This is a genomic window from Bradyrhizobium sp. JR3.5 (assembly GCF_054057015.1).
In genome coordinates this window covers 3,014,020-3,041,016 of record NZ_JBSRYV010000002.1, presented here as the reverse complement: position 1 = coordinate 3,041,016, position 26,997 = coordinate 3,014,020, and the positions used below count along the sequence as shown (strand labels likewise).

General features: G+C 64.6%; 32 protein-coding genes and 1 pseudogene. 19 read left to right on the top strand and 14 right to left on the bottom strand.

Going from position 1 to position 26,997, the window contains the following annotated elements; genetic code table 11:
- Nucleotides 1-73 precede the first annotated feature (73 nt).
- The 5 genes from ACVWW1_RS31525 (at nucleotide 74) to ACVWW1_RS31505 (ending at nucleotide 4,499) form a co-directional block, all read left to right on the top strand.
- The gene (locus tag ACVWW1_RS31525) at nucleotides 74-1,156 is read left to right on the top strand and encodes a zinc-binding dehydrogenase (protein ID WP_456658564.1); all 1,083 of its coding nucleotides are present in this window, start codon (nucleotides 74-76) and stop codon (nucleotides 1,154-1,156) included.
- 9 nt (nucleotides 1,157-1,165) lie between these two features.
- Nucleotides 1,166-1,927, top strand: a complete 762-nt coding sequence (gene trmD, locus ACVWW1_RS31520; RefSeq protein ID WP_207834014.1) for a tRNA (guanosine(37)-N1)-methyltransferase TrmD — start codon at nucleotides 1,166-1,168, stop codon at nucleotides 1,925-1,927.
- Between the two features lie 108 nt (nucleotides 1,928-2,035).
- Nucleotides 2,036-2,416 (top strand): 50S ribosomal protein L19, encoded by a 381-nt coding sequence (gene rplS / locus ACVWW1_RS31515; RefSeq protein WP_050402537.1) that lies wholly within the window; start codon nucleotides 2,036-2,038, stop codon nucleotides 2,414-2,416.
- A 359-nt stretch (nucleotides 2,417-2,775) separates the two neighbouring features.
- Nucleotides 2,776-4,182, top strand: a complete 1,407-nt coding sequence (gene leuC / locus ACVWW1_RS31510; protein ID WP_456658563.1) for a 3-isopropylmalate dehydratase large subunit — start codon at nucleotides 2,776-2,778, stop codon at nucleotides 4,180-4,182.
- Nucleotides 4,183-4,289: 107 nt separating this feature from the next.
- Entirely contained in the window at nucleotides 4,290-4,499 is a 210-nt protein-coding gene (locus ACVWW1_RS31505) for a hypothetical protein (RefSeq protein ID WP_092121493.1), read from the top strand.
- Here the strand turns inward: ACVWW1_RS31505 and ACVWW1_RS31500 are convergent.
- From ACVWW1_RS31500 to ACVWW1_RS31490, 3 genes are all read right to left on the bottom strand, one after another.
- Nucleotides 4,496-4,918 carry a hypothetical protein gene (locus tag ACVWW1_RS31500; protein ID WP_456658562.1) on the bottom strand — a complete coding sequence of 141 codons (423 nt, stop codon included), beginning with the start codon at nucleotides 4,916-4,918 and terminating at the stop codon, nucleotides 4,496-4,498. The genes ACVWW1_RS31505 and ACVWW1_RS31500 overlap by 4 nt on opposite strands.
- A gap of 339 nt (nucleotides 4,919-5,257) precedes the next feature.
- Nucleotides 5,258-5,596 (bottom strand): hypothetical protein, encoded by a 339-nt coding sequence (locus ACVWW1_RS31495; protein WP_456658561.1) that lies wholly within the window; start codon nucleotides 5,594-5,596, stop codon nucleotides 5,258-5,260.
- A gap of 128 nt (nucleotides 5,597-5,724) precedes the next feature.
- Entirely contained in the window at nucleotides 5,725-5,961 is a 237-nt protein-coding gene (locus tag ACVWW1_RS31490) for a hypothetical protein (RefSeq protein ID WP_456658560.1), read from the bottom strand.
- A gap of 318 nt (nucleotides 5,962-6,279) precedes the next feature.
- On the opposite strand from ACVWW1_RS31490, the gene ACVWW1_RS31485 reads away from it, so the two are divergent.
- Nucleotides 6,280-6,438, top strand: coding sequence for a hypothetical protein (locus tag ACVWW1_RS31485; RefSeq protein ID WP_456658559.1), 159 nt, complete (start codon nucleotides 6,280-6,282; stop codon nucleotides 6,436-6,438).
- Between the two features lie 23 nt (nucleotides 6,439-6,461).
- Here ACVWW1_RS31485 and ACVWW1_RS31480 read toward each other — a convergent pair whose 3' ends face one another.
- The gene (locus ACVWW1_RS31480) at nucleotides 6,462-6,788 is read right to left on the bottom strand and encodes a hypothetical protein (protein WP_456658558.1); all 327 of its coding nucleotides are present in this window, start codon (nucleotides 6,786-6,788) and stop codon (nucleotides 6,462-6,464) included.
- Nucleotides 6,789-6,902: 114 nt separating this feature from the next.
- Between ACVWW1_RS31480 and ACVWW1_RS31475 the strand changes: the two genes are divergently transcribed.
- The 5 genes from ACVWW1_RS31475 to ACVWW1_RS31455 all read left to right on the top strand — a co-directional run bounded on the left by ACVWW1_RS31475 (nucleotide 6,903) and on the right by ACVWW1_RS31455 (nucleotide 9,739).
- Nucleotides 6,903-7,301 (top strand): metallopeptidase family protein, encoded by a 399-nt coding sequence (locus ACVWW1_RS31475; RefSeq protein WP_456658557.1) that lies wholly within the window; start codon nucleotides 6,903-6,905, stop codon nucleotides 7,299-7,301.
- A gap of 86 nt (nucleotides 7,302-7,387) precedes the next feature.
- Nucleotides 7,388-7,990: a 3-isopropylmalate dehydratase small subunit gene (gene leuD, locus ACVWW1_RS31470; protein WP_223977644.1), complete on the top strand. Its 603-nt coding sequence runs from the start codon at nucleotides 7,388-7,390 to the stop codon at nucleotides 7,988-7,990.
- Nucleotides 7,991-8,075: 85 nt separating this feature from the next.
- A complete protein-coding gene (locus ACVWW1_RS31465) occupies nucleotides 8,076-8,867 on the top strand; it encodes a hypothetical protein (protein WP_456658556.1) in 792 nt (263 codons plus the stop codon).
- Between the two features lie 76 nt (nucleotides 8,868-8,943).
- Complete coding sequence (locus tag ACVWW1_RS31460) at nucleotides 8,944-9,369, top strand: hypothetical protein (RefSeq protein ID WP_456658555.1); 426 nt, start codon at nucleotides 8,944-8,946, stop codon at nucleotides 9,367-9,369.
- Nucleotides 9,338-9,739, top strand: coding sequence for a c-type cytochrome (locus tag ACVWW1_RS31455; RefSeq protein ID WP_456658554.1), 402 nt, complete (start codon nucleotides 9,338-9,340; stop codon nucleotides 9,737-9,739). The genes ACVWW1_RS31460 and ACVWW1_RS31455 overlap by 32 nt, the downstream gene beginning before the upstream one ends.
- A gap of 125 nt (nucleotides 9,740-9,864) precedes the next feature.
- Here ACVWW1_RS31455 and ACVWW1_RS31450 read toward each other — a convergent pair whose 3' ends face one another.
- The gene (locus ACVWW1_RS31450) at nucleotides 9,865-10,743 is read right to left on the bottom strand and encodes an HpcH/HpaI aldolase/citrate lyase family protein (RefSeq protein ID WP_456658553.1); all 879 of its coding nucleotides are present in this window, start codon (nucleotides 10,741-10,743) and stop codon (nucleotides 9,865-9,867) included.
- Between the two features lie 142 nt (nucleotides 10,744-10,885).
- On the opposite strand from ACVWW1_RS31450, the gene ACVWW1_RS31445 reads away from it, so the two are divergent.
- The gene (locus tag ACVWW1_RS31445; RefSeq protein ID WP_456658552.1) at nucleotides 10,886-11,542 is read left to right on the top strand and encodes a carbonic anhydrase; all 657 of its coding nucleotides are present in this window, start codon (nucleotides 10,886-10,888) and stop codon (nucleotides 11,540-11,542) included.
- Between the two features lie 6 nt (nucleotides 11,543-11,548).
- Here ACVWW1_RS31445 and ACVWW1_RS31440 read toward each other — a convergent pair whose 3' ends face one another.
- Together ACVWW1_RS31440 and ACVWW1_RS31435 are read right to left on the bottom strand one after the other, a co-directional pair.
- A complete protein-coding gene (locus ACVWW1_RS31440) occupies nucleotides 11,549-12,100 on the bottom strand; it encodes a TIGR00645 family protein (RefSeq protein ID WP_176534393.1) in 552 nt (183 codons plus the stop codon).
- Between the two features lie 27 nt (nucleotides 12,101-12,127).
- Nucleotides 12,128-13,163 (bottom strand): annotated as a pseudogene (locus ACVWW1_RS31435) (aspartate-semialdehyde dehydrogenase).
- Between the two features lie 116 nt (nucleotides 13,164-13,279).
- Here ACVWW1_RS31435 and ACVWW1_RS31430 point away from each other — a divergent pair.
- Nucleotides 13,280-14,074, top strand: a complete 795-nt coding sequence (locus ACVWW1_RS31430; protein WP_456658551.1) for a hypothetical protein — start codon at nucleotides 13,280-13,282, stop codon at nucleotides 14,072-14,074.
- Nucleotides 14,075-14,253: 179 nt separating this feature from the next.
- A complete protein-coding gene (locus ACVWW1_RS31425) occupies nucleotides 14,254-14,661 on the top strand; it encodes a hypothetical protein (RefSeq protein ID WP_456658550.1) in 408 nt (135 codons plus the stop codon).
- Nucleotides 14,662-14,769: 108 nt separating this feature from the next.
- Here the strand turns inward: ACVWW1_RS31425 and leuB are convergent, their stop codons facing one another.
- Nucleotides 14,770-15,882, bottom strand: a complete 1,113-nt coding sequence (leuB, locus tag ACVWW1_RS31420) for a 3-isopropylmalate dehydrogenase (RefSeq protein ID WP_456658549.1) — start codon at nucleotides 15,880-15,882, stop codon at nucleotides 14,770-14,772.
- A 243-nt stretch (nucleotides 15,883-16,125) separates the two neighbouring features.
- Between leuB and ACVWW1_RS31415 the strand changes: the two genes are divergently transcribed.
- On the top strand, nucleotides 16,126-16,989 hold the full coding sequence (locus ACVWW1_RS31415) for an EamA family transporter (protein WP_456658548.1): 864 nt from the start codon (nucleotides 16,126-16,128) through the stop codon (nucleotides 16,987-16,989).
- A gap of 89 nt (nucleotides 16,990-17,078) precedes the next feature.
- Nucleotides 17,079-18,257 carry a YbfB/YjiJ family MFS transporter gene (locus ACVWW1_RS31410; RefSeq protein ID WP_456658547.1) on the top strand — a complete coding sequence of 393 codons (1,179 nt, stop codon included), beginning with the start codon at nucleotides 17,079-17,081 and terminating at the stop codon, nucleotides 18,255-18,257.
- Nucleotides 18,258-18,346: 89 nt separating this feature from the next.
- Here the strand turns inward: ACVWW1_RS31410 and ACVWW1_RS31405 are convergent, their stop codons facing one another.
- The 4 genes from ACVWW1_RS31405 to ACVWW1_RS31390 form a co-directional block, all read right to left on the bottom strand.
- Nucleotides 18,347-19,132: a molybdopterin-binding protein gene (locus ACVWW1_RS31405; protein WP_456658546.1), complete on the bottom strand. Its 786-nt coding sequence runs from the start codon at nucleotides 19,130-19,132 to the stop codon at nucleotides 18,347-18,349.
- 11 nt (nucleotides 19,133-19,143) lie between these two features.
- Nucleotides 19,144-19,776, bottom strand: coding sequence for a cytochrome b/b6 domain-containing protein (locus tag ACVWW1_RS31400; RefSeq protein ID WP_456658545.1), 633 nt, complete (start codon nucleotides 19,774-19,776; stop codon nucleotides 19,144-19,146).
- Nucleotides 19,777-19,956: 180 nt separating this feature from the next.
- Nucleotides 19,957-20,511, bottom strand: coding sequence for a fasciclin domain-containing protein (locus ACVWW1_RS31395; protein WP_176534400.1), 555 nt, complete (start codon nucleotides 20,509-20,511; stop codon nucleotides 19,957-19,959).
- Between the two features lie 425 nt (nucleotides 20,512-20,936).
- A complete protein-coding gene (locus ACVWW1_RS31390) occupies nucleotides 20,937-21,068 on the bottom strand; it encodes a hypothetical protein (protein ID WP_456658544.1) in 132 nt (43 codons plus the stop codon).
- A 38-nt stretch (nucleotides 21,069-21,106) separates the two neighbouring features.
- Here ACVWW1_RS31390 and ACVWW1_RS31385 point away from each other — a divergent pair, with 38 nt between their 5' ends.
- Nucleotides 21,107-22,240 carry an MFS transporter gene (locus tag ACVWW1_RS31385; protein WP_456658543.1) on the top strand — a complete coding sequence of 378 codons (1,134 nt, stop codon included), beginning with the start codon at nucleotides 21,107-21,109 and terminating at the stop codon, nucleotides 22,238-22,240.
- 141 nt (nucleotides 22,241-22,381) lie between these two features.
- On the opposite strand, the gene ACVWW1_RS31380 is transcribed toward ACVWW1_RS31385, so the two are convergent.
- Nucleotides 22,382-23,143, bottom strand: coding sequence for an SDR family oxidoreductase (locus ACVWW1_RS31380; RefSeq protein WP_229169601.1), 762 nt, complete (start codon nucleotides 23,141-23,143; stop codon nucleotides 22,382-22,384).
- Nucleotides 23,144-23,230: 87 nt separating this feature from the next.
- On the opposite strand from ACVWW1_RS31380, the gene ACVWW1_RS31375 reads away from it, so the two are divergent.
- A complete protein-coding gene (locus tag ACVWW1_RS31375; RefSeq protein ID WP_456658542.1) occupies nucleotides 23,231-24,757 on the top strand; it encodes a malonate--CoA ligase in 1,527 nt (508 codons plus the stop codon).
- 101 nt (nucleotides 24,758-24,858) lie between these two features.
- Here the strand turns inward: ACVWW1_RS31375 and ACVWW1_RS31370 are convergent, their stop codons facing one another.
- Entirely contained in the window at nucleotides 24,859-25,719 is an 861-nt protein-coding gene (locus ACVWW1_RS31370; RefSeq protein WP_176534406.1) for a sulfite exporter TauE/SafE family protein, read from the bottom strand.
- 143 nt (nucleotides 25,720-25,862) lie between these two features.
- Between ACVWW1_RS31370 and ACVWW1_RS31365 the strand changes: the two genes are divergently transcribed.
- The gene (locus ACVWW1_RS31365) at nucleotides 25,863-26,783 is read left to right on the top strand and encodes a LysR family transcriptional regulator (protein WP_456658541.1); all 921 of its coding nucleotides are present in this window, start codon (nucleotides 25,863-25,865) and stop codon (nucleotides 26,781-26,783) included.
- Nucleotides 26,784-26,997: the final 214 nt, after the last annotated feature.

The window sequence follows — 26,997 nt, the reverse complement described above, 5'->3', positions numbered from 1 at the left end:
TTGCTTGCATGATTCCCGGATTGCGCTTCGCTCCATCCGGGCTACTTAAGCAATGGTGTCACGGAGCATCCCAATGACAAGCACGCACAAGGCCTGGCGGCTGCACGCCCACAATGATCTCCGCTTCGAGGATGTCGCAACGCCCCGGCCTGCGCCCGATGGCGTCGTGGTCCGGGTCGAAGCCGGCATGGTGCTGTCCTATACCAACAAGCTGCTGTCGGGCGCGCTGCCCTACAGCTTGCCGCCGATGCCGTTCGTGCCGGGCACCAACGCGATCGCGCGCGTCGTCGCCACCGGCGAGAACGTCACGCACGTTCGGGAGGGCGACCGCGTGTTCCTCAGCCCGCATCTGCGCGGCGACGTGCCGGATCGCGATCCGCCGCAGATCCTGATCGGCCTCACCGCCACGGTGACGACGCCGGAGGCTCTCGCATTGCAGGCACGCTGGCGCGACGGCGTGTTCGCGGAAATCGCGCATTGGCCGGCCGCCTGCGTCACGCCACTTGCCAATCTCGACGACAAGCCGGCGACCGAGCTGATCGGGTTGGCAAAACTGATCGTGCCGTTCGGCGGATTGCAGCGCTCCGGCCTGCGCGGCGGACAGACCATCATCGTCAACGGCGCGACCGGCTATTTCGGTTCGGGCGGCGTGATGCTCGCGGTCGCGATGGGTGCGGGCCGCGTCGTTGCGGTCGGACGCAAGCAGGCCGCGCTCGAGCAGCTGCGCGATGCATTCGGCCCGCGCGTCATTCCCGCTGTCGTGACCGGCGATGCCGCCGCCGATCTTTCGATCATCCGCCACGCCGCCGGCGGCAGCGCCGATGTCGCGCTCGACCTGCTTGGCGCCGCCAAGAGCACCTCGACCACGCTGTCCTGCCTGCGCACGCTCCGGCGTGGCGGCCGGATGGTGCTGATGGGCAGCGCCGAGGTGCCGCTCGAGCTGTCGTTCCGCGAGATGCTGGCCAACGACTGGGAGGTGGTCGGGCAGTTCATGTACGACCGCACCGCGCCCGGCCAACTCGCCGGCCTTGCCGCCGAGGGCCTGCTGGATCTGCGCAAGATCAACGTCGCGACGTTCAAGCTCGCCGACTTCCGCCGTGCAGTCGACGCGGCCGCGATGATGCAGAGCCTCGACCTCACGGCTGTGGTGCCGTAACCAGAGGCCATGACATCGCAAGAGACCCCATCCCAAGCGATCCCATGGCGCGCCACCGTGCTGACCCTGTTCCCGGACATGTTTCCGGGACCGCTCGGCGTCAGCCTGGCCGGCAAGGCGCTTGCAACAGGTCTCTGGGCGCTGGAGGCGCGCGACATCCGGGCGTCGGCGACCGACAGGCACCGCAGTGTCGACGACACGCCGGCCGGCGGCGGTCCAGGCATGGTGCTGCGGGCCGACGTGCTGGCGGCAGCGATCGATGCTGCGGCCATCGCACCCGACCGCCCGCGCCTGCTGATGAGTCCGCGGGGTCGGCCATTGACCCAGACCCACGTCGCGGAGCTCGCGGCCGGGCCCGGGCCCCTGATCGTCTGCGGCCGCTTCGAGGGCATCGACCAGCGGGTGATCGAGGCGCGCCGGCTCGAGGAGGTCTCGATCGGCGATTATGTGCTGTCCGGCGGCGAAATCGCCGCGATGGCGCTGATCGACGCCTGCGTTCGCCTGTTGCCGGGGGTGATGGGGAAGCTGGCCTCGGGAACCGAGGAGAGCTTCTCTGAGGGACTACTGGAATACCCCCAATACACCCGTCCGCAGGAGTTCGAGGGCCGCCAGATCCCGGAAATCCTGATTTCCGGCGATCACGCCAAGGTGGCGGCCTGGCGGCTGGCCCAATCCGAGGCCCTGACGGCGGCCCGGCGGCCCGATCTCTTGGCCCGGAAGGCCGGCCAAAAAGCCGCTCCGAGGGGGACAAAAAACACGACAGACGGGTGACAAACCCTGCGCTTTGCCTTATAGGCACGGCCTAATCCGCACACGCGCAGGATAGATGGACGTTTGCGCAGCCCGCACAGGCTGGGCGCGCCGCCGATGGAGATTTCGATGAACCTGATTCAGCAGCTCGAAAAAGAGCAGTTCGACAAGCTCGCCGCCACCAAGACCATCCCGGAATTCGGACCCGGCGATACCGTCATCGTCAACGTGAAGGTGGTCGAAGGCGAACGCACCCGCGTGCAGGCCTATGAAGGCGTCTGCATCGGCCGTTCCGGCCATGGCCTCAACGAGAGCTTCACCGTGCGCAAGATCTCCTACGGCGAAGGCGTCGAGCGCGTTTTCCCGGTGATGTCGCCGATGATCGACTCGATCAAGGTCGTGCGTCGCGGCAAGGTGCGTCGCGCCAAGCTCTATTACCTGCGCAACCTGCGCGGCAAGTCGGCCCGCATCGTCGAGAAGCAGGACCGCCAGACCGCCGTTGGCGAGTAACGTTTCCCTTCAGGGGATGTGACCAAAAGCGCGGGGCCTGCCCCGCGCTTTTTCGTTGCGGCATACCTATCTGATGGACAGGCCCGCGCATCGATCGATTGTCGCGGGCGCAAGCGCTGTGTTAGAAATTTAGAATGGTTCCGGATCAAGCATGCCAGCGCTGCCCAAGTCAGACCTGCAAGCGCGTCGTGATCGACGATCGCTCGCGGCTGCCCGGCCGCTTCTTCGGACGCTTTGCGACGTCGGCAACATCAGAGCTTACGCGCGCAGTGTAACGCTGCCTGGACGCTGTCGCCTGCTCGCGCGCCGAGACGCGCTTAACGTCATTCACCACTGAATTTCTTCTGGAGCTGAAGCTCATGTCCAAACCGACCACGCTGTACGACAAGATCTGGAACGACCATCTGGTTCACGAGGCCGAGGACGGCACCTGCCTGCTCTATATCGATCGCCACCTGGTGCACGAGGTGACCTCGCCGCAGGCGTTCGAAGGCCTGCGCGCCGCGGGCCGCAAGGTGCACGCGCCCGAGAAGACGCTCGCCGTCGTCGACCACAACATCCCGACCACCGACCGCTCGAAGCCGAACCCCGATCCGGAAAGCATCGAGCAGATGCGGGTGATGGCGGAGAACGCCAAGGAATTCGGCATCGAATATTACAACGAGTTCGACAAGCGTCAGGGCATCGTCCACGTCATCGGCCCGGAGCAGGGCTTTACGCTGCCGGGCACCACCATCGTCTGCGGTGACAGCCACACCTCGACGCATGGCGCGTTCGGCGCGCTCGCGCACGGCATCGGCACCTCCGAGGTCGAGCACGTGCTGGCGACGCAGACGCTGATCCAGAAGAAGGCCAAGAACATGCGCGCGATCGTCGACGGCAAGTTGCCGGACGGCGTGACCGGCAAGGACATCATCCTGGCGATCATCGGCGAGATCGGCACCGCCGGCGGCACCGGCTATGTGCTGGAATATGCCGGCGAGGCGATCCGTGCGCTTTCGATGGAAGGCCGCATGACGGTCTGCAACATGTCGATCGAAGGCGGCGCGCGCGCCGGCCTGGTTGCGCCCGACCAGAAGGCGTTCGACTTCCTGCGCGACCGCCCGAAGGCGCCGAAGGGCGCGGCCTGGGATGCCGCGATGCGCTACTGGGAGACGCTGCGCTCCGACGAGGGCGCGCATTTCGACCACGAGCTCCGGCTCGACGCCGCAAAGCTGCCGCCGATCGTCACCTGGGGCACGAGCCCTGAGGACGTCATCTCGGTGACCGGCTTCGTGCCCGATCCCGACAAGATCGCGGATGAGGCGAAGCGGCTCTCCAAGCATCGTGCGCTGAAATATATGGGCCTGACCGCCGGCACCAAGATCACTGACATCAAGCTCGACCGCGTCTTCATCGGCTCCTGCACCAACGGCCGCATCGAAGACCTGCGTGCCGCCGCGAAGGTCGCCGAGGGCAAGACCGTCAACGCCAACGTCAACGCGATGATCGTGCCGGGCTCGGGCATCGTGAAGGAGCAGGCGGAAGCCGAAGGCCTCGACAAGATCTTCGTTGCGGCCGGCTTCGAATGGCGCGAGCCGGGTTGCTCGATGTGCCTGGCGATGAACCCGGACAAGCTGAAGCCGGAAGAGCGCTGCGCCTCGACCTCGAACCGCAACTTCGAGGGCCGCCAGGGCTTCAAGGGCCGCACCCATCTGGTGTCGCCCGCGATGGCCGCGGCGGCCGCGATCGCCGGCCACTTCGTCGACGTCCGGGAGTGGCGGTAAGGTAAGCGCGGTTTTCGCCTCAAGCTCGAGCCGTTTCGGAAACGGCTCGTTAACGGGGCGCACGCACACTGGCTCCTTGCGAACACAAGCTTCATGGGGAGCCGGACGTGGCCGACAAGAGCGAATTCGTCGACATGATCAGTGAGGCGACGCGGCAGAAGCGACGCCGCGCCGCGCCGCGCATCATCGATCCGCTTCCCGAGGTGAAGGAAACCTCGCGCCTCAGCCACTGGCCGCCGGAGCGCTGGACGCAATGGCGGATGGAAAACCTGACGCCGTGGAAGATAAAGTCCTGGAAGCTTAAGAACTGGGACTAGGCTGAAAAAGACGGGCGCCGTGAGGCGCCCGCTGTCGTTTCAGCCCTTACCAATAGACCCCGTACGGCCGCCAGTAATGGCGGTGATGCCAATACGGCCGGCAGATCCGGCGCGGTCCGTAATAGGTCCAGACCACCCGGCAGCGGCGGTGATGGTAGTAGGCCGGGTAATAAGTAGGACGATCCGTAGAAGTAGCGCCGGTGATGGAAGTGCCGGCGGTAGCCGTAGCGGTAACCGCCGCCATAGAAGCGGTGGTACCCGCCGTAGTGGCGATGGAAGCCGCCATAGCGATAGCCGCCGTGGAACACCGGCGCGGCGCGGAAACCGCCGCCATGGAAGCCACGAAAACCGCCGCCATGAAAACCTCCGCCCCCGTGGCCGTGGCCGCCGCCACCGCCATGCCGAACCTGGGTCGTCATGGCATCGGCCGCGGACTTTGCCGCAGGCACGGTGCCTGGCCTCGCAGCGACAGCGCTTCGGCGCGTTGCTGCGAGGCGATCGACAATGCGAAGACCGCAGCCGCCGCAACACCGAGACGGCGCAGCAGTCCACGCCGCAAAGAGCTCTCCCTCATCTCGGAACCTCCCTGACAACAGCGCTGAGAACCGCGCTGCATGGCAGCCGGCCTCATGCGTTCATTGCAGTCGCTCCCGGCAGGACGCTGAAAGCCCCGAGTGAATGCGTCATGAACGCGCGAAACCGTGCGACGAAAAGTCCGAGCGGGAATGTCGACGACGCGCGCAGCGCGGCCGGCTACATCACCAGAACGGGCCGAACCCGAAGCCAAAGGTGAACGGTGCCGGCACCGCGTATGGATACGGCCGATAGTAGTAAGGCCGCCCGTAATAATAGGAGCCGTACGGCCGGTAATAGGAATAGGGCTGGTAGTACGGCCGGTAATGGAGCCGGTAGCCGCGGTGATAGTGGTGACGATGGTAATGGCGATGATGGCGCTGCGCGCTGAAGTCCGTCGCCTTGCCCGCCTGCCGCTGCTGTGCTGCGGCCTGCGGCTTGGCTGATGTCGCGGCACTTGCCGATGCCGGTGCCGTCAATGCGAATGCACAAGCGACCGCGGCAACACCGATCCATTTCATCATGATCAACCTCCTGCAGATTGCGATTGATATCATCTCGGGCGCGCGAATCTGCCGGTTTGATGGCTGGAAACGACAACAGGCCCGCTGCTCACGGGCCTGTGTCTCAACTGCGCTGATACGCCGCGCGATCAGCGGCGCCAGTGGCGACGATGGCCCCAGCCACGGTGATGCCCGCGACCCCAGCCACGGTGCCAGCCATGACCATGACCATAGCGTACCTGCGTGGTCGTCTGGTTCGCGTTGTCCTGAACCGTTGCGGCGGTGCCCGGCGTCGCAAGCGACATCGCGTTCGCGCGCTCGGCCGGCGCCGCAAAAACCAGCACGGCACCGACGGCCGCAAGCCCCAGAACTTTCATCACCTTCATGCGTCTTCTCCTTGATCCCTTGATGTCACGTCTTGCAACGACGACTCGGGTTCGAATCGACCCCCGTTGCCGCGACGCAGATCGCAAGCAGAATGCGGACGACGTGAATGGGATGTGAATGACTGCGCCACGATTGTGAATGCCGCTGGCGCACGCAGGTTCCGACACGGCGCGCGATTTTTCGCGATGATGAGCAAAACCCGGCATAGACTATGGTCGCATCTTGCGTGTCCTCTGTTGCAGGAGATTGCCGTGACACAGACAGGCACACGCCGGCGGTTGCTTCGTACTGCAATTGCGACATTCAGCGGTTCAATCATGAACGCCGATGTCGCACTCGCCTCGCAAGGACCGCGCGGCAGCACAGGAACGGCGAGCCATCTCACACAAATGCTGATGGCGCTCGCGGTCTATGGAACGGTAGGAGCGGTCGCCGCTGCCGGACTGATCGGCGCAGCGCGCCGTCATTTGCGCTAGCTTCCGCGTCGCTCGCAGCCGCTCTAGCCCGGGCGCCAGAAGCAATTCATGCGCGGCGTGATCACGGTGCCGCTCGGCCGGTGCTCCTGCACATACGTCGCGGTGCAATCGCGCACGGCGTTCGGACCGGGATTGTAGCGCGGGATGACATCCGGTTCCCAATGATCGGGCCGCGACCGGTAGATCGGCACCCGCTTCAGCCGGCGGTGCTCGACGACCCGCTCGCGCACGACCGGCGCCGTCTCACCGATGCGTGCTTCGGCCGCCGCGCTCTGTGCCCGCGCCTCTCCGGCCGGAAGCGAAAGCCCGACTGCTACCGCCAACAGCGTTGCCGCCACGATCCGTTTCATCACGCCACCCAAGCCCCATTCTTGAGCCTCAATCTTGGGCCGCACGGTCTCCCATTGCACCGCCAAGGTCAACTGCGCTGGCGCCGGCTAAGCCACTCGCGCTAAAGGAGTGTCATGTGGACCACAGCCAAAGCCCCCTCGCTCGCCGAGATGGAGGCCATGGCGCACGAGATCTTCGAGCGCCTGCCTCCGACGTTCCGGGCCCTCTGCGAGGGCCTGATCATCCGTGTCGACGACTTCCCGACCAACGAGGTGCTCGACGAGATGGACGCCGAGAGCGAGTTCGACCTGCTCGGCCTGTTTCACGGCATCGGCCTGCCGCAGCAGAGCTATGGCGATGTGGCCCGGCTGCCCAACCTGGTCTGGCTCTACCGGCGGCCGATCCTGGATTACTGGGCGGAGCACGACGAGACCCTCGGCCACATCGTCCGCCACGTGCTGGTCCACGAGATTGGGCATCATTTCGGCCTCTCGGACGCCGATATGGAGGCGATTGAGGCCGATGCGGGCTAGCTTTGCAGAAATGGCCCTTTTACCGCTGTCACATTCGCGATAAAGATCCGGCCCCTATCCCCTATTTTTGCCCGGGAAAAGCACCGATGGACAAGTTCACCACGCTGGAAGGCGTCGCGGCACCGCTGAAGATCATCAATGTCGACACCGACATGATCATTCCGAAGCAGTACCTCAAGACCATCAAGCGCACCGGCCTTGGCAAGGGGCTTTTCTCCGAGCAGCGCTACAAGGATGACGGCAGCGAGAACCCCGATTTCGTCCTCAACCAGTCCGCCTATCGCAATGCGAAGGTGCTGGTCGCCGGCGACAATTTCGGCTGCGGCTCGAGCCGCGAGCACGCGCCGTGGGCGCTGCTCGACTTCGGCATCCGCTGCGTGATCTCGACCTCGTTCGGCGACATCTTCTACAACAACTGTTTCAAGAACGGCATCCTGCCGATCCGCGTGTCGCAGGAGGACCTCGACAAGCTGTTCGACGATGCCGAGCGCGGCGCCAATGCGACGCTGACCATCGATCTCCCTAACCAGGAGATCCGCGGCCCCGACGGCGGCACGGTGAAGTTCGAGATCGATCCGTTCCGCAAGCACTGCCTGATCAACGGCCTCGACGACATCGGCCTGACGATGGAGAAGAAGTCGTCGATTGACACCTACGAGGCCAAGCTGAAGGAGCGCGCCTGGGCCTGAGGCTCGGCGTATCATCGCACCCCGGCACCTTCAGGCGCCGGGGTTTTCCTTTGCCTCTTCGCAGACCAGCTGATAGCTGACGCGCATGCTGCCTGACATCGTCACCTTCTGGCACGGCTCAATGGACGCGCTGCGCCGGACCTGCCTGCGTTCGCAGGTGGCGGCCGGGCACAAGGTGACCGTCTACAGCTTCGATCCGATTCCCGGCCTGCCCGACGGCGTCGGCAATGCCGAGGCCGAAGCGGTGCTGCCGCATGCGTTTGCCGAGAAGCTGCGTCCGGCCGAGCGCGACGGTTCGTGGCGCGACTGGACCATCCTGCAATTCAGCGATTTCTTCCGGATGCGGCTGATGACGCAGCGCGCCGGGCTCTGGCTCGACGCCGATGTGCTGCTGCTGAAGCCGGTCGTGATCGATCCGGCAAAGCCCTATTTCGCCTGGGAACGGCCGCGGCAGCTCGGCAATTCCGTGCTGTACCTGCCGCCTGACGATCCGATCGTCCGCGCCTTCGAGGCGCTGATGAAACAGGACGAGCTCATCCCGGACTGGCTGGCGCTGCGTCACCGCCTGACCTTTGCAATGCGCCGGCTGCGCGGCAAGTCGAACCGCCTTGCCGATATCAGAGTCGCGATCTACGGCCCGGCGGCGCTGACCGCGCTCGCGCGCCGCGAAGGCGAGTTGCAGTACGCACTGCCGAAGCGCTCGTTCTACGCGGTGCATGCCGAGCCAAGACTGTTCTTCGAGCCGTCGGATTTTTCGCGCTACCTTGATGATCCCGAAATCATCGGCCTGCACATCTCGCCAAAGGGACGCGGCAAGGAGGCGCCGATCCCCGGCAGCCTCTATGCTTGGGCGACGGAGAGGTTTGGGCGAACTTGAGCCGATTTGATCTGCCGCAAGGTCAGGCTGCGTAGAAGGTCTCATATGGGACGGCCACTCTATGTTGGAGGCACCCATGACCACCGAAGCTCGGATGTACCCTGTCGTCGAGTATCTGATCGATGTGTTCGGCGACTGGCTGAAGCACCGGCGGGAGCTTGGCGAGCTGCGCGAACTGGACGATGCGAGTTTCAAGCAGATCGCAAGCGACCTGCGGGTCAGCCCTGACGACCTCACGGCGTTGGTGCGCCAAGGGCCGCACAGCGCCGACGAATTGCCCAAGCTGCTCATGGCACTCGGAATCGATCAACAGAAGCTGGCACGCACCGAGTACTTGGTGCTGCGCGACATGGAGCGGGTCTGCAGCTTGTGCAATCACAAGCGACAGTGCGACCATGATCTCGCCGCCGGCACGTCCAGCGCGCACTATCATCAATACTGCCTGAACGCCGCGACGATCGATGCGCTGGATGAGGCTGCAGGTCGCAAGCCGGCGTCGTGATGGTGCGTCGATGCTGAATCAGCACATCGTCTGGCGCCGTGCATTGCCGATCGTCGTGATCGCGATGGCTGCGCTCTTTCTGCTACGCCTGCATCAGGCCAATGGCGCTGGGCAGCCTTCAGAGAGCATTACTGCCGGGCACCGGCTGGCAGAGGCATGGTGCATGGAATGCCACGTTGTCGGCCCGATTGCCACGGGCGTGAAGAAAGTGCCGCCGGACTTCATCGCCATCGCCAACCGGCCCTCCACCACCACGCTTTGGCTGAAGGTGTTCCTGAAGACGAGCCACCCGACAATGCCGAACATCATTGTCGGGCCGAGCGAGGCCGATGATCTCGCGAATTACATTATGAGCCTGAAGCGCGACTAAAGCCCGATGCGATCAGGTTGAATCGTCATCGCGCTCTAGCTTCTTGTTTGCGCATGATCTTTTCGGAAACCCGCTTCGCACCTTTCCGGATCATGCTTTAGCGCGCATGTCACGACCGATGATCGTCAATGCCCCATCGCAGCGATCGCATCCGCGATCGCGATCGTGCGCTTCGCCATCTCGGCATGCAAGCGCTCCACCATGCGGCCGTCGAGCTGGATCGCGCCGCGCGCGGCGCTCTCCGGCTGTTCGAAGGCGGCGATGATCCTGCGGGCCTCGGCAACCTCGGCCTCGGGCGGCGTGAAGATCGCGTTGCAGGCGTCGATGTGGCTCGGATGGATCAGCGTCTTGCCGTCGAAGCCGAGATCGCGGCCCTGCGCGCATTCTTCCGCGAAGCCGTCGATATTGCTGATGTCGCCATAGGGGCCGTCGAGGATCTCCAGCCCGTGCGCGCGGGTCGCCAGGATGCAATGCGTGATCAGCGGGATCATCGCGGCGCGGCCCGGCTTCATTCGGATCCGGGTTTCGCGCGCGATGTCGTTCGGCCCGAACACGAAGCCGGCGAGCCGGACCTCGGAGTCCTGCGATGCCGCGGCAAGCTTGTCGGCGTCGAGCACGGCGCGTGCGGTCTCGATCATCGCCCAGACCCGGATCGAGGCAGGGGCATTGATGTCGCTGAGGCGATCGGCGACTGCGTTGAGATCGTCGACCGTGGAAATCTTCGGAACCAGGATCCCGTCCGGCTGCACCTTGCCGGCCATGCCGATGTCGTCGACCCACCACGGGCTGTCGAGCGCGTTGATGCGGATCAGAACCTCGCGCTTGCCGAAGCCCCTGGCGGCGACCGCCTTGGCAATCTGCTCGCGCGCTGTGGCCTTGGCGTCGGGGGCAACGGAATCCTCAAGGTCGAGGATGATACCGTCCGCCGCCAGCGTGCGGGCCTTCTCCAGCGCCCGTGCATTCGATCCTGGCATGAACAACAGGCTGCGGCGCGGACGGGTCATCGGCATTCTCCTGGGGGCTCGGGCTCCGCCACTGTCCATTGTTTGGGCATTGGGCGGAACCATCTTTCAACGCTGCCGTATCATCTCAGGATGCACGCCGAAAGTCTTGTTCCCGTCACCGGCATGTGGTTAGCCAGAGGCCATGAAATTCTTTCCGAAGCAGTTGATCGACGGCTACCGGACCTTCGCGACCCAGCGGTTGCCGACCGAACAGTCGCGATACCGGGACCTGTCGGAGCGCGGCCAGTTCCCCGAGACCATGGTGATCGGCTGTTGCGATTCCCGCGTTTCGCCGGAAGTGATCTTCGATGCCGGCCCCGGCGAGTTGTTCGTGGTCCGCAACATCGCCAATTTGGTTCCGGTCTATCAGCCCGACAGCAATGCGCACGGCGTCTCGGCCGCGCTGGAATATGCCGTGACCGTGCTGAAGGTGAAGAACATCGTGGTGCTGGGCCATGCCCAGTGCGGCGGCATCCGCGCCTTTGTCGACAAGATCAAGCCGCTCACGCCGGGCGACTTCATCGGCAAATGGATGCAGATGTTCATCAAGCCCGGCGAGATCGTCGAGCAGCGCGACCATGAGAGCATGCAGGACTTCGTCACCCGCATCGAGAAGGCCGCGGTGTTCCGCTCGCTGGAGAACCTGATGACCTTCCCGTTCGTGCGTGAGCGCGTCGAGAGCGGCGAGATGCAATTGCACGGCGCCTATTTCGGTGTCGCCGAGGGCTCGCTGTTCGTGCTCGACCGGGTCGCGAAGGAGTTCATCAGCGTCGCCGATGCCGTGAAGGCCGGCGCGTAGCTACCGCTAGCCATCACCGTGATCGCCGCCCAGGCGATCCGAGAGCGCAAGCAAAAGCGCTGAGATCACGAACACCAGGTGCACGGCGACGAGCCAGGTCATCCGCGTGGCGTCGAAGGCGGCATCGATGTTCAGGAACGCTTCCAGCACGTGGATCGCGGAGATCGCGACGATCGACGCCAGCAGCTTCTGCTTCAGCCCGGCAAAATCGATCTTGGTGATCCAGATCGGCCAGTTCGGATTGCCCGACGTGTCGATGCGCGAGACGAAGTTCTCGTAGCCCGAAAAGACCACGATCAGAATGAGGTTGGCGACCAGCGTGACGTCGATCAGCGCCAGCGCATCGAGGATGACTTCCGTCGATTTGTAGCCGGACGCATGCAGGACGAATTCCCAGAGCATGCGCGCGAATTTCAGCAGCAGCACGGCAAGCGCCACCACCAGGCCGACATAGAACGGCGCCATCAGCCAGCGACTGTTGAACAGCACATATTCGAAGCCGCGCATGATGCGCGGCGTCGGGGGGCTCGATGGGGTGGGAGCCAGCTGTTCCGACATGGTTGCGCCCCCCGTTGGTCCCCGCCTTTAGGCCGCTTTCTTCTTCGCGGTGATCAGCTTGCGGTTGATCAGGACTTCCGCGATCTGGATCGCGTTCAGCGCGGCACCCTTGCGCAGATTGTCCGACACGCACCAGAACGACAGGCCGTTCTCCACCGTCGCATCCTCGCGGATGCGGCTGATATAGGTCGCGTCCTCGCCGGCCGCCTCATACGGCGTGACGTAGCCGCCGGGCTCGTGCTTGTCGATCACGAGGCAGCCCGGCGCGTTGCGCAGGATATTGCGCGCCTCGTCCGCCGTGATCGGGTTGGCGAACTCGACGTTCACGGCCTCGGAGTGACTGACGAAGACCGGCACGCGCACGCAGGTCGCGGTCAGCTTGATCTTGGGATCAAGGATCTTCTTGGTCTCCGCCATCATCTTCCACTCTTCCTTGGTGTAGCCGTCTTCCATAAAGACGTCGATCTGCGGAATGATGTTGAAGGCGATGCGCTTCGGAAACGTTCTTATTGATCAGCTCGTCATTGGTGTAGACGGCCTTGGTCTGCGAGAACAGCTCGTCCATCGCATCCTTGCCGGCGCCCGACACCGATTGATAGGTCGCGACCACGACGCGCGTGATCGTCGCCTTGTCGTGCAGCGGCTTCAGCGCCACGACGAGCTGCGCGGTCGAGCAGTTCGGGTTGGCGATGATGTTCTTCTTGGTGAAACCGGCGGCCGCATCGGCGTTCACCTCCGGCACGATCAGCGGCACGTCGGGGTCCATGCGCCAGGCCGAGGAATTGTCGATCACGACCGCGCCGGCGGCGCCGATCTTGGGCGACCATTCCTTGGAAACCGAACCGCCGGCCGACATCAGGCAGATGTCGACGTCGGAGAAGTCATAGTGCTCGAGCGCCTTCACCTTCAGGGTGCGGTCGCCATAGGAGACCTCGACGCCGACGCTGCGGCGCGAGGCCAGCACGACGACCTCGTCGGCGGGGAATTTGCGCTCGTCGAGAATGTTGAGCATTTCGCGCCCGACATTGCCGGTCGCTCCGACCACCGCGACTTTGTAACCCATCGTTCACTCTCCGACGAAAAATGCCCGTTCCCCCGCAAGCTGCGGAAAGGGAAGAGGCAGCGCTTCTATGCGAGAAACCCCATCAAGACAACGTTGCGCAGCTTTTGAGCATTTTGATGCGTTTATTCCGGGCCGATCCGGCCTCGCCCCATCATACGGGAAATCCGTCAGCGCTGACGAGTTTCGTCGATGAGGTGTACGCCACGCTCTCCCGGCTGTTCGCCTATGTCGCCGTGCTCGCGCTGTTCGTCGTGCTCGGCACCTATCTATGGAGGCAGCTGTCGCAAGCAACCGCGATGGCAGCACCTCCTGCTGCAGGCTGGAGCGTAGCCGGCCGCTCGGCGCCGGCTTTCGCCATCAGCAAGATCGATCTTCGAGATAAAACAGATACTTACGAAATCCTCCGGCATCCCGAAGGCGGCCGCAAGGACGTCTTCCGCTGGGCCGACGCCAATGGCGCGCCGGCGGCCGAGCTGGAAATCTACCGCCCCGGCGGCGAGGCGATGGGATCCGCAGGCACTGAGATTGCCGGGCGGCTCGACCCCGGCGGCGTCCGCGAGCTCGAGGCCGCCGGCATCGTCGACAGCAAGTTCGGCGGCGTCACCCTGCTGCGCCCGGCGCGACAGGACGGCAGCCGCGCCTGCCTCGGCTTCCTCAAACAGGCTGACGCGCCCGACCTGCGGATGTCCGGCTGGACTTGCCAGGGCGCCAGCCTGCCGGCCCAGCGCGCCGCGATCGTTTGCATGCTGAACCGGCTGACCCTTCTGGCGGCGGGCAACGACCCGCGGCTCGCCGCACTGTTCGCGCATGCCGAGCTGCGGCGCACCGACTGCGTTACCTCCGGCCCGCCCGCTCTGTCGGCCGACTGGGTGATGGGCAGCGAGAACCCGCTTCTGCGCGGCGCGCTTTAGTGGCGAGACCGTGGCAAGGCACTGGTTTTTCATGAAACTTTTGCGCTTGGACACGCATTATCTCTGATGGTGTGGCGCAATTGACCTAGTGACGCCCCACCCTCCATGGCTACAATGTGTTCCGAGTGATTTTGGCTGACACGCCAGCCCCCGATGGGGGCCGTAATGACGAGGATGCGATGACCTTGAAATTCCCTGCCGCGAACAAGCTCGTGGTGTTGCTTGCCGCGGCTGCCGTCACCGCAACCGCGTTCGGCATGACTGCGGCCAGCGCGCAGCAGAGCCCCAACAAGCGCAAGCAGCAAGAGCAGTATGACCGCGACGGCCGCCGGTACTACGGCGCGCAGGGTCCGAACCGGGTCTATCAGCAGGGGCCGCGCACCCGCGTCTATGTCACCACGCGCTCGTGGCTCGACGCCGGCACCGAAGTGCTGCCGGGCGACCGCAAGTTCAACGACTACGCCTATCCGCCGGATGTCGGCTACCCGTCGTTCGCGCGAGAGAACAACAACCGTCCGATCGACCGCCAGCCGCTCAGCCCGCCGGCCGATCTCGGCGGCTATCCGCGGAGCTTCCCGCTGTACTGAGAATTTCGGCGAACAGCCGATATGAAAATGCCCGGCTCCGGCCGGGCATTTTTGTTTTGCTGTCATTCCGGGGCGATGCGGCGCATGCCCCGGCGCGACGATGCAGCCTTACGCGTGCAGCTTCTGCAATTCCTTCAGGATCGCTTCGCCCATCTGCGCGGTGCTGACGGACGTGGTGCCCTGTGACTTGATGTCGGCGGTGCGCAAGCCGCCGGCGAGCACGGCCGCGATCGCGGCATCGACCTTGTCGGCGAGATCGCCCATGCCGAAGGAATAGCGCAGCGCCATGCCGAACGAGGCGATCATCGCGATCGGATTGGCGAGGCCCTTGCCGGCGATATCGGGCGCCGAGCCGTGCACCGGCTCATACAATGCCTTGCGCTCCTTGGTCTTGGCGTCCTCCTTGCCCAGCGAAGCCGACGGCAGCAGGCCGAGCGACCCCGTGAGCATCGCCGCGATGTCGGACAGCATGTCGCCGAACAGATTGTCGGTCACGATGACGTCGAACTGCTTCGGCGTCTTGACGAGGTTCATGCCGCCGGAATCGGCGAGCTGGTGCTCCAGCGTGACGTCCTTGTATTCGCGCGCATGGACCTGGGTTATGACCTCGTTCCAGAGCACGCCCGACTTCATGACGTTGCGCTTTTCCATCGAGGTCACCTTGTTCTTGCGCTTGCGCGCCAGATCGAAGGCGACGCGGCCGATGCGCTCGATCTCGAAGGTGTCGTAGACTTGGGTGTCGATCGCGCGCTTCTGGCCGTTGCCGAGATCGGTGATGGTCTTCGGCTCGCCGAAATAGACGCCGCCGGTGAGCTCGCGCACGATCATGATGTCGAGGCCTTCGACCACCTCGCGCTTGAGGCTGGAGGCATCCGCGAGCGCCGGGTAGCACACCGCGGGACGCAGATTGGCGAACAGGCCGAGATCCTTGCGCAGCCGCAGCAGGCCGGCCTCCGGGCGCACCTCGTAGGGCACGCTGTCCCACTTCGGACCGCCGACCGCGCCGAAGATCACGGCATCGGCCGCATTGGCCTTGGCCATGTCGCCCTCGGAGATCGACACCTTGTGCGCGTCATAGGCCGAGCCGCCGACCAGGCCCTGCTCGGTCTCGAACTTCGCGATGCCTTGCGCATTCAGCCAGTCGATCACGCGCTGGACCTCGGCCATCACTTCGGGGCCGATGCCGTCGCCGGGGAGAAGCAGCAGTTTATGGGTCGCCATGGTCATTACCTCTAGGTAGCTGTTTGTCGTCATTGCCGGGCTTGACCCGGCAATCCATCCCGCTTCGAAGAAGCCCTTACAAGGTAGATGGATGCCCGGGTCGAGCCCGGGCATGACGAGCGGAGGAAAATCCGGCCGGAGTGCTAAAACGCCCCGGGCGGATTGGCAAGGCGCCTCGGACGAGGCCAAAATGACCCGCAAAGAGCCAACCGCGCCCCAAAAGAAGCCAACAAGACGGACCTCATGACCGCAGCCATCGCCTACGCCTTCGCCTCGGCCATTTTCCTCGGCGCCGGCGTCGTGCTGGCGCAGCTTGGCCTGCGCACGGTCGAGCCGCTGTCGGGCGCCGCGATCAGCGTGCCGTCCTTCACCCTGCTGTTCCTGGTGCTGTCGCCGCTGATCCTGCATGGCGAGCCGGTGGTCTGGCGCGGCCTGCCGATCTTCATCGCGATCGGCCTGTTCTTCCCGGCCTCGCTGACGCTCCTGACATTCGCATCGAACCATGCGCTTGGGCCGGTGATCACCTCGACGCTGGGCAATCTGGCGCCGCTGTTTGCGGTCACCGCCGCCGTGGTGCTGCTGCATGAGCCGCTCGCGCCGCAACAACTGATCGGGCTCGTGGTCGCGGTGGCCGGTGCCGCGATCATTACCGTGACCCGGCCCCGCGACCTCGGTCATTGGCGGAGCTGGGCCCTGCTGCTGCCGCTCACCAGCGCGCTGGTGCGCGGCATCGTGCCACCGATTGCCAAGCTCGGGCTGGCGATCTGGCCGAGCCCGCTATGGGCCTGCCTGATCGGCTATGTCACGTCCTCGCTGGTGGTGCTGACCGTGCAGCGGATCCGCAAGGGCAGCTTCATGGTGCAGGCGCCGCGCGACGGCCGGTTCTGGTTTGCAATGACCGGGATCAGCAACGGGCTCAGCGCGCTCAGCCTGTTCGCCGCGGTCCGCAATGGCCCCATCACATTGGTGGCGCCGCTCGCCGCGATCTACCCGCTGGTGACCGTGGCGATGAGCGCGATGATGCTCAAGCATGTCGAGATCACCGCGCGGATCGTCGCCGGAACCCTGCTGACCGTCGCCGGCGTCGCGCTGGTCCTGATCGCCTGATTGCCCGATACGCAAGACAGTGTTGCTGCCTGTGGCGCTGGGCAGGACCGGCGCGGCCTGCCACAATGCCTGCGTTGCCGGAGTGAATTGTGAGAGCCCCCGCCCCGTCCTACCCGCATCCCGCGCGGCTGATCCTTATTTTGTCGCTCGCACCGACGGTCGGTCTCGGCATCGGCCGTTTCGCCTATTCGCTGGTGCTGCCCGACATGCGCGACTCGCTGGCCTGGTCCTATTCGGCCGCCGGCTTCATGAACACGATCAACGCCGCCGGCTACCTGTTCGGCGCGCTGTTCGCCTCGCGCCTGATCCAGCGCTTCGGGCTGGCCACCTCGGTGCGCTGGTCGACGGTGGCCTGTGCGCTGTCGCTGGCGCTGTGCGCGATCTCGGGCAATTTCGCCGTGCTGAGTTTCGCCCGCCTGCTGGTCGGCTTCGCCGCCGCGATCGGCTTCGTCGGCGGCGGCGCGCTGGCGGCAACCATCGCCCAATCGCGACCGGAGCGCGCCAACTTCCTGCTCAGCCTGTTCTATGCCGGGCCGGGCGTCGGCATCCTGGCATCCGGCCTGATCGCGCCGTTCGTGCTGCAGGGTTTTGGCGCCGGCTCATGGTGGATCGTGTGGTGGGCGATGACGCTGCTCTCCGCGATCATGACCGTGCCGCTGATGCTTGCGCCATTCCACGCCAATACTGCCGCGGGCGGCATCGTGCGGACCAAGTTCGCGATCACGCCGGTCCTGATCTACCTCGCCGCCTATTTCCTGTTCGGCGCCGGTTACATCGCCTACATGACCTTCATGATCGCCTATGTCCGCGACCGTGGTGGCGGCGCGGTTGCACAGAGCGCGTTCTGGAGCCTGATCGGCGTCAGCGCGTTCGTCACGCCTTGGGTCTGGCGGCGGGTTTTGGCGCTCGACCGCGGCGGGCTCGCCACCACCATCATCCTCGGCGTCAACGCGCTCGGCGCGGCTCTCCCGATCTTCGGGCATTCGCCGCTGCTGCTCGCGATCTCGGCGCTGGTGTTCGGCGTCGCGTTCTTCGCCGTCGTGGGGTCAACCACCGCCTTCGTGCGTCTCAACTACCCGCCGGAAGCCTGGCCGACCGCGATTGCGGCGATGACCATCGCCTTCGGCATCGGCCAGACGCTCGGCCCGATCGTGGTCGGCGCCATCACCGACGCCGTCGGCAGCCTGTCATTTGCGCTGAACGTCTCGGCCGCGATGCTGGCGCTCGGAGCGGTGCTGGCGGCGTTTCAGAGGAAGGTGACTCCCTGAGTCATTCCGGGGCGATACGTTAGCATCGAACCCGGAATCTCGAGATTCCGGGTCTGGTCCTTCAGACCATCCCGGAATGACGCTTCGCGTCAGCTCCCGCTGAACGAGTTGTAGCCCTGGTCTTCCCAGTAACCGCCCTTGTAGTCGTTGGTGACTTCCATCGAGAGCACGTATTTCGGGTTCTTGAAGCCGAGCTTGGTCGGCACCCGGATCTTCATCGGGAAGCCGTAGGCGCGCGGCAGGATCTCGTCGCCGAATCTGAAGGTCATCTGGGTCTGCGGATGCAGCGCCGTGCGCATGTCGAGCGGCGAATTATAGCCGTCCTTGTCGGCGCACTGGAACCAGACATATTTGGCGCGCGTGTCGGCGCCGACCAGCTTGAGGAAATCGCGCAGCGGCGTGCCGGTCCAGCTGCCGATCGCGCTCCAGCCTTCGACGCAGATGTGACGCGTCACCTGCTTGACCTGCGGCAGCTTGTACAATTCGTCGAGCGTCCACGATTTCTTGTTCTCGACCAGCCCGCGCACCTCGAGCTTCCAGTCCGCGCCTGCAATCTCCGGCGCATCGTCGAGATCGTAATAGGCGTTGAACGGGAACGGCTTGGTGATCATGCTCTCGGGGAAGGTCGGCGCCAGCGCATCCGGATTGAACATCCAGGCCTGCACCGCGTCGTTGAACTTCGAGACCTTCTTCAGCAATTCCTCCGCCGACGACGAATCGACCACGTCGCAGCCGGTCAGCAGCGTCAGCGCACCGAGGCTGGTTCCGGCCGTGATGAAGCGGCGGCGCGTCAGCTCCGGCATCGTCTTCACCGCATCGCGCACGAGCAGCTTCTTGTCGACACCGGGGATCAGGAGCTTGCGAAGACGGCCCATAACACTCTCCCTCAGCGCCCGATGATCATGGCGCGCAGGCTCTTCGGCACCAGCAGCGCGAGCGCGACATGGATCACCAGGAAGGCGACGATCAGCGCCATGCAGGTGAAGTGGACATAGCGGGCGATGTCGTAGCCGCCGAATAGCGATACCAGCCAATGCAACTGCACCGGCTTCCACATCGACAGGCCGGACAGCACGATCACCACGCCGACGGTGATGATGCCGGTATAGAGCAGCTTCTGCACCGAATTGTACTTGCTGAGATCGTCATGCGACAGCCTGAAGGTCAGCGCCGCCTTGGTATCGGCAATCACGCCGCCGGGGGTGATCGGCAGCAGCTTCTTGCGGAAGCGGCCGGTGGCGAAACCGAGCGCCAGATAGATCAGGCCGTTGACCATCAACAGCCACATCGCGGCGAAGTGCCAGAGCAGCGCACCGCCGAGCCAACCGCCCAGCGTGATGCTCCGCGAGAAGGTGAAGCCGAACAGCGGAGAGGCATTGTAGATCTGCCAGCCGGACATGATCATCAGGATCATCGCGAATGCGTTGATCCAGTGCACCATGCGCACCCAGACCGGCTGGATCACCTTCGCGGGCGCCGCGGTCTCTGCCTGGTGGTCGCTGACGGCAAGGCTCGTCATGGAATGTCTCTGCTCGTGGTCGTTACCGGCTTATACGCCGGGAACCGGCGTTCCGTTACGGGTGTGCGCATCATCAGTTCGATATACGCCACTTCATCTGGTCACAAAAATGCGAGCCGGAGCGAGGCTCCGGCTCGCAGTCTCGTAAGGCGTTCAGGGACTAAATCGGCCCGCCGGGTGTCAGGTCGCCGGCATCAGCACGGTGTCGACCACATGGATAACGCCGTTCGACTGGTTGACGTTGGAGATCGTCACCATCGAGGTGCCACCCTTGGCATCGACGATCCAGACCTTGCCGTCCTGCTTCTTCACGGTCAGTTCCTCGCCCTCGGCGGTCTTCAGCTTCTTGCCGTCGGTGAGGTCGGAGGCCTCGAGCTTGCCGGGCACCACATGGTAGGTGAGGATCTTGGTCAGCGTCGCCTTGTTCTCTGGCTTCACGAGATTGTCGACGGTTCCGGCCGGCAGCTTGCCGAACGCAGCGTTGGTCGGCGCGAACACCGTGAACGGGCCCTTGCCTTCCAGCGTGCTGACCAGGCCGGCGGCCTTCACCGCGGCGACGAGGGTGGTGTGGTCCTTCGAATTGACGGCGTTCTGGACGATGTTCTTGGACGGGAACATCGCGGCGCCGCCGACCATCACGGTCTTTTCCTCGGCGCGGACTGGCGCCACGACGGTGGCAGTGATCGCAAGCGCGCTGAAGGCGGCGGCGGCAAGATAGGCAATACGCTTCGACATGGTTCGTCTCCCGATGGGTAATCCGGCCGGCTCGGTCTCCGCCGGCGATAAAGGGGCAACAACGGCGCGTGTTGATTGGTGTGCGTCGTCGTTGGCCTGAGCTACGGGAGGTTTTCCGGGCGGTTTCCGGAAATAACTCTTTGTGATTCTTGAAACCGGTTGGCGCGCGCTTCGTACATGTGGCGCTTCACGCAGCCGTCGCGCATTCCATTCAACGGAATGGACGGGTGCGCTGCCGCGAGCAATTTGCTTGCCGCCCTTGCCCGATTGGTTCAGCCTGAGATTGCGGCGCAGCTTCACGACGAGCGGTAGTGGGGAGAAGCAATCATGAGCAGCATCACGGCTGACGGCCGCGCCGCGCCTGCGGTGAATGATGCCGGCAGCGACGTCGGCCCGCTCGAGCAGAAGCACCTGCAATACGCCAACTACCGCGCGGTCGCCGGCAGCACCGAGCTCACCAAGACCCATTGGCACATCGCCACCGCCAATGCGCTCGGCTGGGGGTTTGACGGCATGGACGGCGTGATCTTCGCGCTGATCTCGCCGATGGTGATCAAGGAATTCCAGCTGAGCCTGCCGGAATATCGCTCCGGGCATGCAGATCGCGCTGTTCGTCGGCATCGCCGGGCTCTATTTCTGGCCCTGGCTCGCCGACCGCTACGGCCGCCGCACGCTGCTCGCGGTCAACATCGCGCTGTTCTCGCTCCTGATGCCGGTCGCGGCGCTGTCGCCGACCTTTACGGTCTTCGTGATCGCGCGCTCGCTCTTGTTCTTCGCACTCAACGGCGAATGGTCGCTCGGCTCGATGCTGGTGGCGGAGACCTGGCCGGCCCGGCTGCGCGGCCGCGTCATCAGCATCACGCGCTCGGCCTGGTGCCTCGGCGCCACGCTCGCCGGCGCGATCACCGGGCTGGTTGCTGCCAATTACGGCTGGCGCATCGCCGTGATGGTGCCCGGCGTGATCGCGCTGCTCGCGATCTATATCCGCTCCACCTGTGCGGAATCGCCCTATTGGGTGCGCGCGCAGGATCGCAAGCGGCGCATCTCGGAGACGCTGGCGCGCGGCGGCACGGTCAACGACGACGACAGCGCCTGGTTCGGCAAGGCCCAGTCGGTCGGCATCCGCCAGGTGTTCATGCCCGACGTGCTGCCTTCAACATTGGTCGCGCTGTTCGTGGCCTGCGCCAGCACCTGCATCTATGGCACGGTCGGCGCCTGGATGCCGCTTTACCCCTCGACCGAGAAGCATTGGTCGACCGCGGAATACAGCCTGTTCTACGTGTTCTATGGCCTGTGCGGCTTCCTTGGCCTGTGCCTGGTCGGCTGGCTGATCGACAAGATCGGCCGCCGCCGCACCTTCATCGTGACCCTGATCGAGGGCGCGATCTTCATGACGCTCTGGGTCTATTCCGAGGACCGCGCCCTGCTGTGGGCGTTCGGGCTCGCCTGGTGTCTCGGCTTCCTCGGCTTCTGGGGCCCGAGCACGACGCTGACGGCGGAGATCTTCCCGACCCGGATTCGCGGCGCCGCCAACGGCGTGGTCTGGGCGATCGCCTATTTCGTCGGCTTCGTGCTGTTTCCCTTCGTCTCCATCGCGCTCCAGCAGCGCACCGGTTCGTTCGCGCTGGCGTTCCTCTGCATCCCCGTGCTGATGATCGCGATGGCGATCGGCGTGTACCTGTTCGTGCCGGAGCATTCCGGCAAGGAGCTGAACGAGATCAGCGAGTGATCTTGCTCCAACCTCCCCTTGAAAAAGGGGAGGTTGGAGCAAGGCGGGTGGGGATCTGCTCTCTCCACTTGCAGCGTCGCCTGCGGCCGACCCCCATCCCGACCTTCCCCCTTGCAGGGGGATGGAGAAGACCCGGCGCGCCTAATCCCTGTTCGTCGGCGTCTGAATGAAGCCGCGGTTATGCGTCGGGCTGATCAGGATCTCGTTCATGCAGACCCGCGCCGGCATGCTGGCGACGAAGGCGATGGTGCGGCCGCAATCCTCGGGTTGCAGCATCCTGGCCTGCTCGGCTTCGCTCGGCACCACCGGCCGCTGCTTCAGGATCGGCGTCGCCACCTCGCCCGGCGACAGGCAGCAGGCGCGCAGGCCGTTGACGCATTCGTCCATGTTGAAGGAATGGGTCAGCGCCAGCACCGCATGCTTGGTCGTGGTGTAGGCCGGGCCCGGCATCTTCGAGACGTGGCGGCCGGCCCAGGACGCGACATTGATGATGCAGCCGTCCTGCTGCTTGCGCATCGTCGGCAGCACCGCACGCATGCAATAAAGCACGCCGTTGAGGTTGACCTCGACCAGCTTGTCCCAGCCTTCCAGTTCCATGTCGGCCCAGCTGCGCTTCGGCACGTTGATGCCGGCGCTGTTGACCAGGAGGTCGATGCGGCCGTGCTTGCCGACGATCGCCTCCGCGGCCTTGTTGACGTCGGCCTTGTTGCTGACATCGAGCGGGATCGCCTCGGCCTTGCCGCCCTTCTTCGTGATGTTGGCCACCACGCGGTCGAGCTCTTCCTTGCGGCGGCCGGAGACCACCACAGTCCAGCCGTCCGCAGCCAGGAATTCCGCCCCGGATTCGCCGATTCCGGTGCCGCCGCCGGTGACCCAGGCCACGCGTTTCCCATTATTTGTCATGCAAACTGTCTCCGTTGCTTTCCGAAGGGCGTTTTTGCTAATCCAACCGGACCTTTACCGGCACTTTCGCCCCTCAGGGGATGTTGCATGAACACGACCACCAACGCCAACCTGTTTTCCCGCCTGTTCGACGGCCTCGACGACCCCAATCGGCTGGCGATCGAGCAGCTCGACGGCAGCCGCATCTCCTATGGCGACCTGATCGCCCGCGCAGGCCAGATGGCGAACGTGCTGGTGGAACGCGGCGTCAAGCCGGGCGACCGCGTCGCGGCGCAGACCGAGAAATCGGTTTCGGCCCTGGTGCTCTATCTCGCCACCGTGCGCGCCGGCGGCGTCTATCTGCCGCTCAACACCGCCTATACGCTGAACGAGCTCGAATACTTCATCACCGATGCCGAGCCGGCGCTGGTGGTCTGCGATCCTTCCAAGCTGGAGGGCATCAAGGCGATCGCCGCCAAGGTAGGCGCCAAGGTCGAGACGCTCGACCCGACCGGCAAGGGCTCGCTGACCGAGGCGGCCGACAAGGCGCCGAAGGAATTCGTCACCGTGCCGCGCGGCAATGACGACCTCGCCGCGATCCTCTACACGTCGGGCACCACCGGCCGCTCCAAGGGCGCGATGCTCTCGCACGACAATCTGGCGTCGAATTCGTATTCGCTGGTCGACTACTGGCGGTTCACCGACAAGGACGTGCTGATCCACGCGCTGCCGATCTATCATACCCATGGCCTGTTCGTGGCGAGCAACGTGACGCTGTTCTCGCGCGCCTCGATGATCTTCCTGCCGAAGTTCGATCCGGACGCGATCCTGAAGCTGATGGCCCGCGCCACCGTGATGATGGGCGTGCCGACCTTCTATACCCGCCTGTTGCAGAACCCCGGCCTGAACAGGGACGCGACAAGACACATGCGGCTGTTCATCTCCGGCTCCGCGCCGCTGCTCGCCGACACCCATCGCGAATGGTCTGATCGCACCGGACATGCCGTGCTTGAGCGCTACGGCATGACCGAAACCAACATGAACACTTCCAATCCCTATGACGGCGACCGCGTGCCCGGCGCGGTCGGCTTCGCGCTGCCCGGGGTCTCGGTGCGCGTCACCGATCCCGAGACCGGCAAGGAGCTTCCGCGCGAAACCATCGGCATGATCGAGGTCAAGGGACCGAACGTGTTCCAGGGCTACTGGCGAATGCCGGAGAAGACCAAGGCCGAATTCCGCGGCGACGGCTTCTTCATCACCGGCGACCTCGGCAAGATCGACGCCAAGGGCTATGTCCACATCCTCGGCCGCGGCAAGGATCTCGTGATCTCCGGCGGCTTCAACGTCTACCCCAAGGAAATCGAGAGCGAGATCGACGCCATGCCCGGCGTGATCGAATCCGCCGTGATCGGCGTGCCGCATGCCGATTTCGGCGAAGGCGTCACCGCCGTTCTGGTCTGCAGCAAGGGCGCCGATATCAGCGAAGCCTCGGTGCTGAAGGCGCTCGACGGGCGGCTCGCCAAATTCAAGATGCCCAAGCGCGTCTTCGTCGTCGATGAATTGCCGCGCAACGCGATGGGCAAGGTGCAGAAGAACATTTTGCGGGATACGTACAAGGATATCTACGCGAAGTAGCTCGGTGCGTAGCCCGGATGAAGCGAAGCGAAATCCGGGAAAGGTCTATCACCAGCAAGAACCCCGGATTGCGCTTCGCTTCATCCGGCTGCGCGCTCCGGCTAATGTCCGCCGAGAAGGCTGATCACAAATCGGCCACCGACGATGAAGAGATAAGCCCCGAACGCCATCTCCAGCGCCCGCTTCGACAGCGCGTGCGCGACCCTTACGCCCAGCGGCGCGGTGACGAGCGTGGTCGGCATCACCAACAGCGCGCCGATCAGCGAGACGTAACCGAGCGCGAAGGGCAGTTGCAGCGCGGCGACGTCGGGAAAGCGCGCGGCGGCGGGCCAGCCGGCATAAACGTAACCCAGCGCGCCGGGGATCGAGATCAGCACCGCGAGCGCGGACGACGTCGCGACCGCCTGATGGATCGGCCGGCCGTAGAAGGTCATCAAGAGATTGGCGAACAGGCCGCCGCCGATGCCCATCAGCGTCGACAGCAAGCCGACGAAGAAGCCGTAGATGCGCATCAGAAAGCCCTTCGGCACGTCGTCGCCGAACTTCCAGGTCTCGCGCGCCAATAGCAGCCGTGCCGCCGCCGACCACGCCACCACAACGAACACGATCTTGAACAGCCGCTCCGGCGCGAACCGCGCGGTGACGCTGCCCGCGGCGACGCCGATCACGATCGGCAGCCACCAGCGCTTCAGGATCTCCATGTCGACCGCGCCGCGGCGATAATGGGCGCGAAACGAACTCAGCGAGGTCGGGATGATGATCGCGAGCGAGGTGCCGATGCAGAGCGGCATACGCACTTCGAGCGGCACGCCGGCGAGACGAAAGCATTCGTAGAACACCGGCACCAGGATCGCGCCGCCGCCGATGCCGAACAGCCCGGCGAGAAAGCCGGACAACGCGCCGACCGCAATCAGCAGCAGTGCGAGTTCGAGCAATTCCTTGGGATCGAGGCCGGCCATCATGTCCTTCGCGCAGTGGTTGGCGCCCGCACGCAGGCATTTAGCGCCGTCTTGAGCCTGTTCGCGGACAGCAATAGCCCCTTTTGAGATTCGGGAGTATCTATGCTCGTGAGCAGGCTCTCTTGCGAAATGCGGAAGGATCGAGCTTGGACCAGCTTGCGGCGATGGCGGCCTTTGTCCGCGCAGTCGAGACCGGCAGCCTGTCGGCGGCGGCGCGGTCGCTGCCGAGCTCGCTGACCTCGGTCAGCCGCCAGATCAGCGCGCTTGAAGAGCATTTCGGCACCCGCCTGCTGCTGCGCACCACCCGCCAGCTCGCGCTGACCGATGACGGGCGCATCCTCTATGAGCGCGCGAAATCGATTCTCGGCGAGGTCAGGGAGATCGAGGCGGCGCTGGCGCGCGACCCGCATCAGCCGTCGGGCCGGATTCGGCTGAGTTCGCCGAGCCTGATCGGGCGGCTCGTGATCGCACCGTTGCTGGTCGAGTTTCTGCGCCGCTATCCGGCTGTTGCCGTCGACCTGCTGTTGATCGATCGCGCCGTCGATATGGTCGAGGAGGATATCCACCTCGCCGTCCGCATCGGCCGCCTGCGCGATTCGCAGCTCGTTGCACGCAAGCTCACCGATCTGCAGATGATCGTGTGCGCATCACCTGACTATCTCGCACGGCGCGGTGAGCCGCGGACGCCGGACGATCTTGCCGAGCAGGACTGCCTTGTGTTTTCCGATTCGCCAGGGAGCGCGGAGTGGCGGTTTGCCGACGGCTCGAAGACGGGTCGCAAATTCCGCATATCCGGTCGGCTCTGGATGAATAGCCTCGAGGCACTGGTCAACGCCGCGCGGGAGGGCGCGGGCATCGTCCGCGCGCCATCGTGGCAGGTGCAGTCCGATCTCGCGAGCGGCCGCCTGCAACCCCTGCTGATCGATCATGAGCCGGCCCCGACGCCGCTGCATCTGATGCTTCAGCCGTCACGCCCCGCATCGCCTAAGATCAGGGCATTCGTCGATTATCTGGTGGAACAATGGGGTAAAATCGATGCCGTCCGGGCCCCATCCATGCACCGTTAAACGCGCCGGTCGATCCACGGATTTAGCGATTCAGTTCTTGGTTCACTCGACCTTGCATCTGGTATACCACACTGCGGATCAATCAGAATTCGGCAACTCTAACAATGAACTTCGGTTCGACCGAAGGCTATTTGGCCGTTGCGCGGGCTGATCCGACTCCGTAAATAGAACTCCTCTACCGCGTTCCCCGATGGGCCGGCCGCGGTCCCTCACA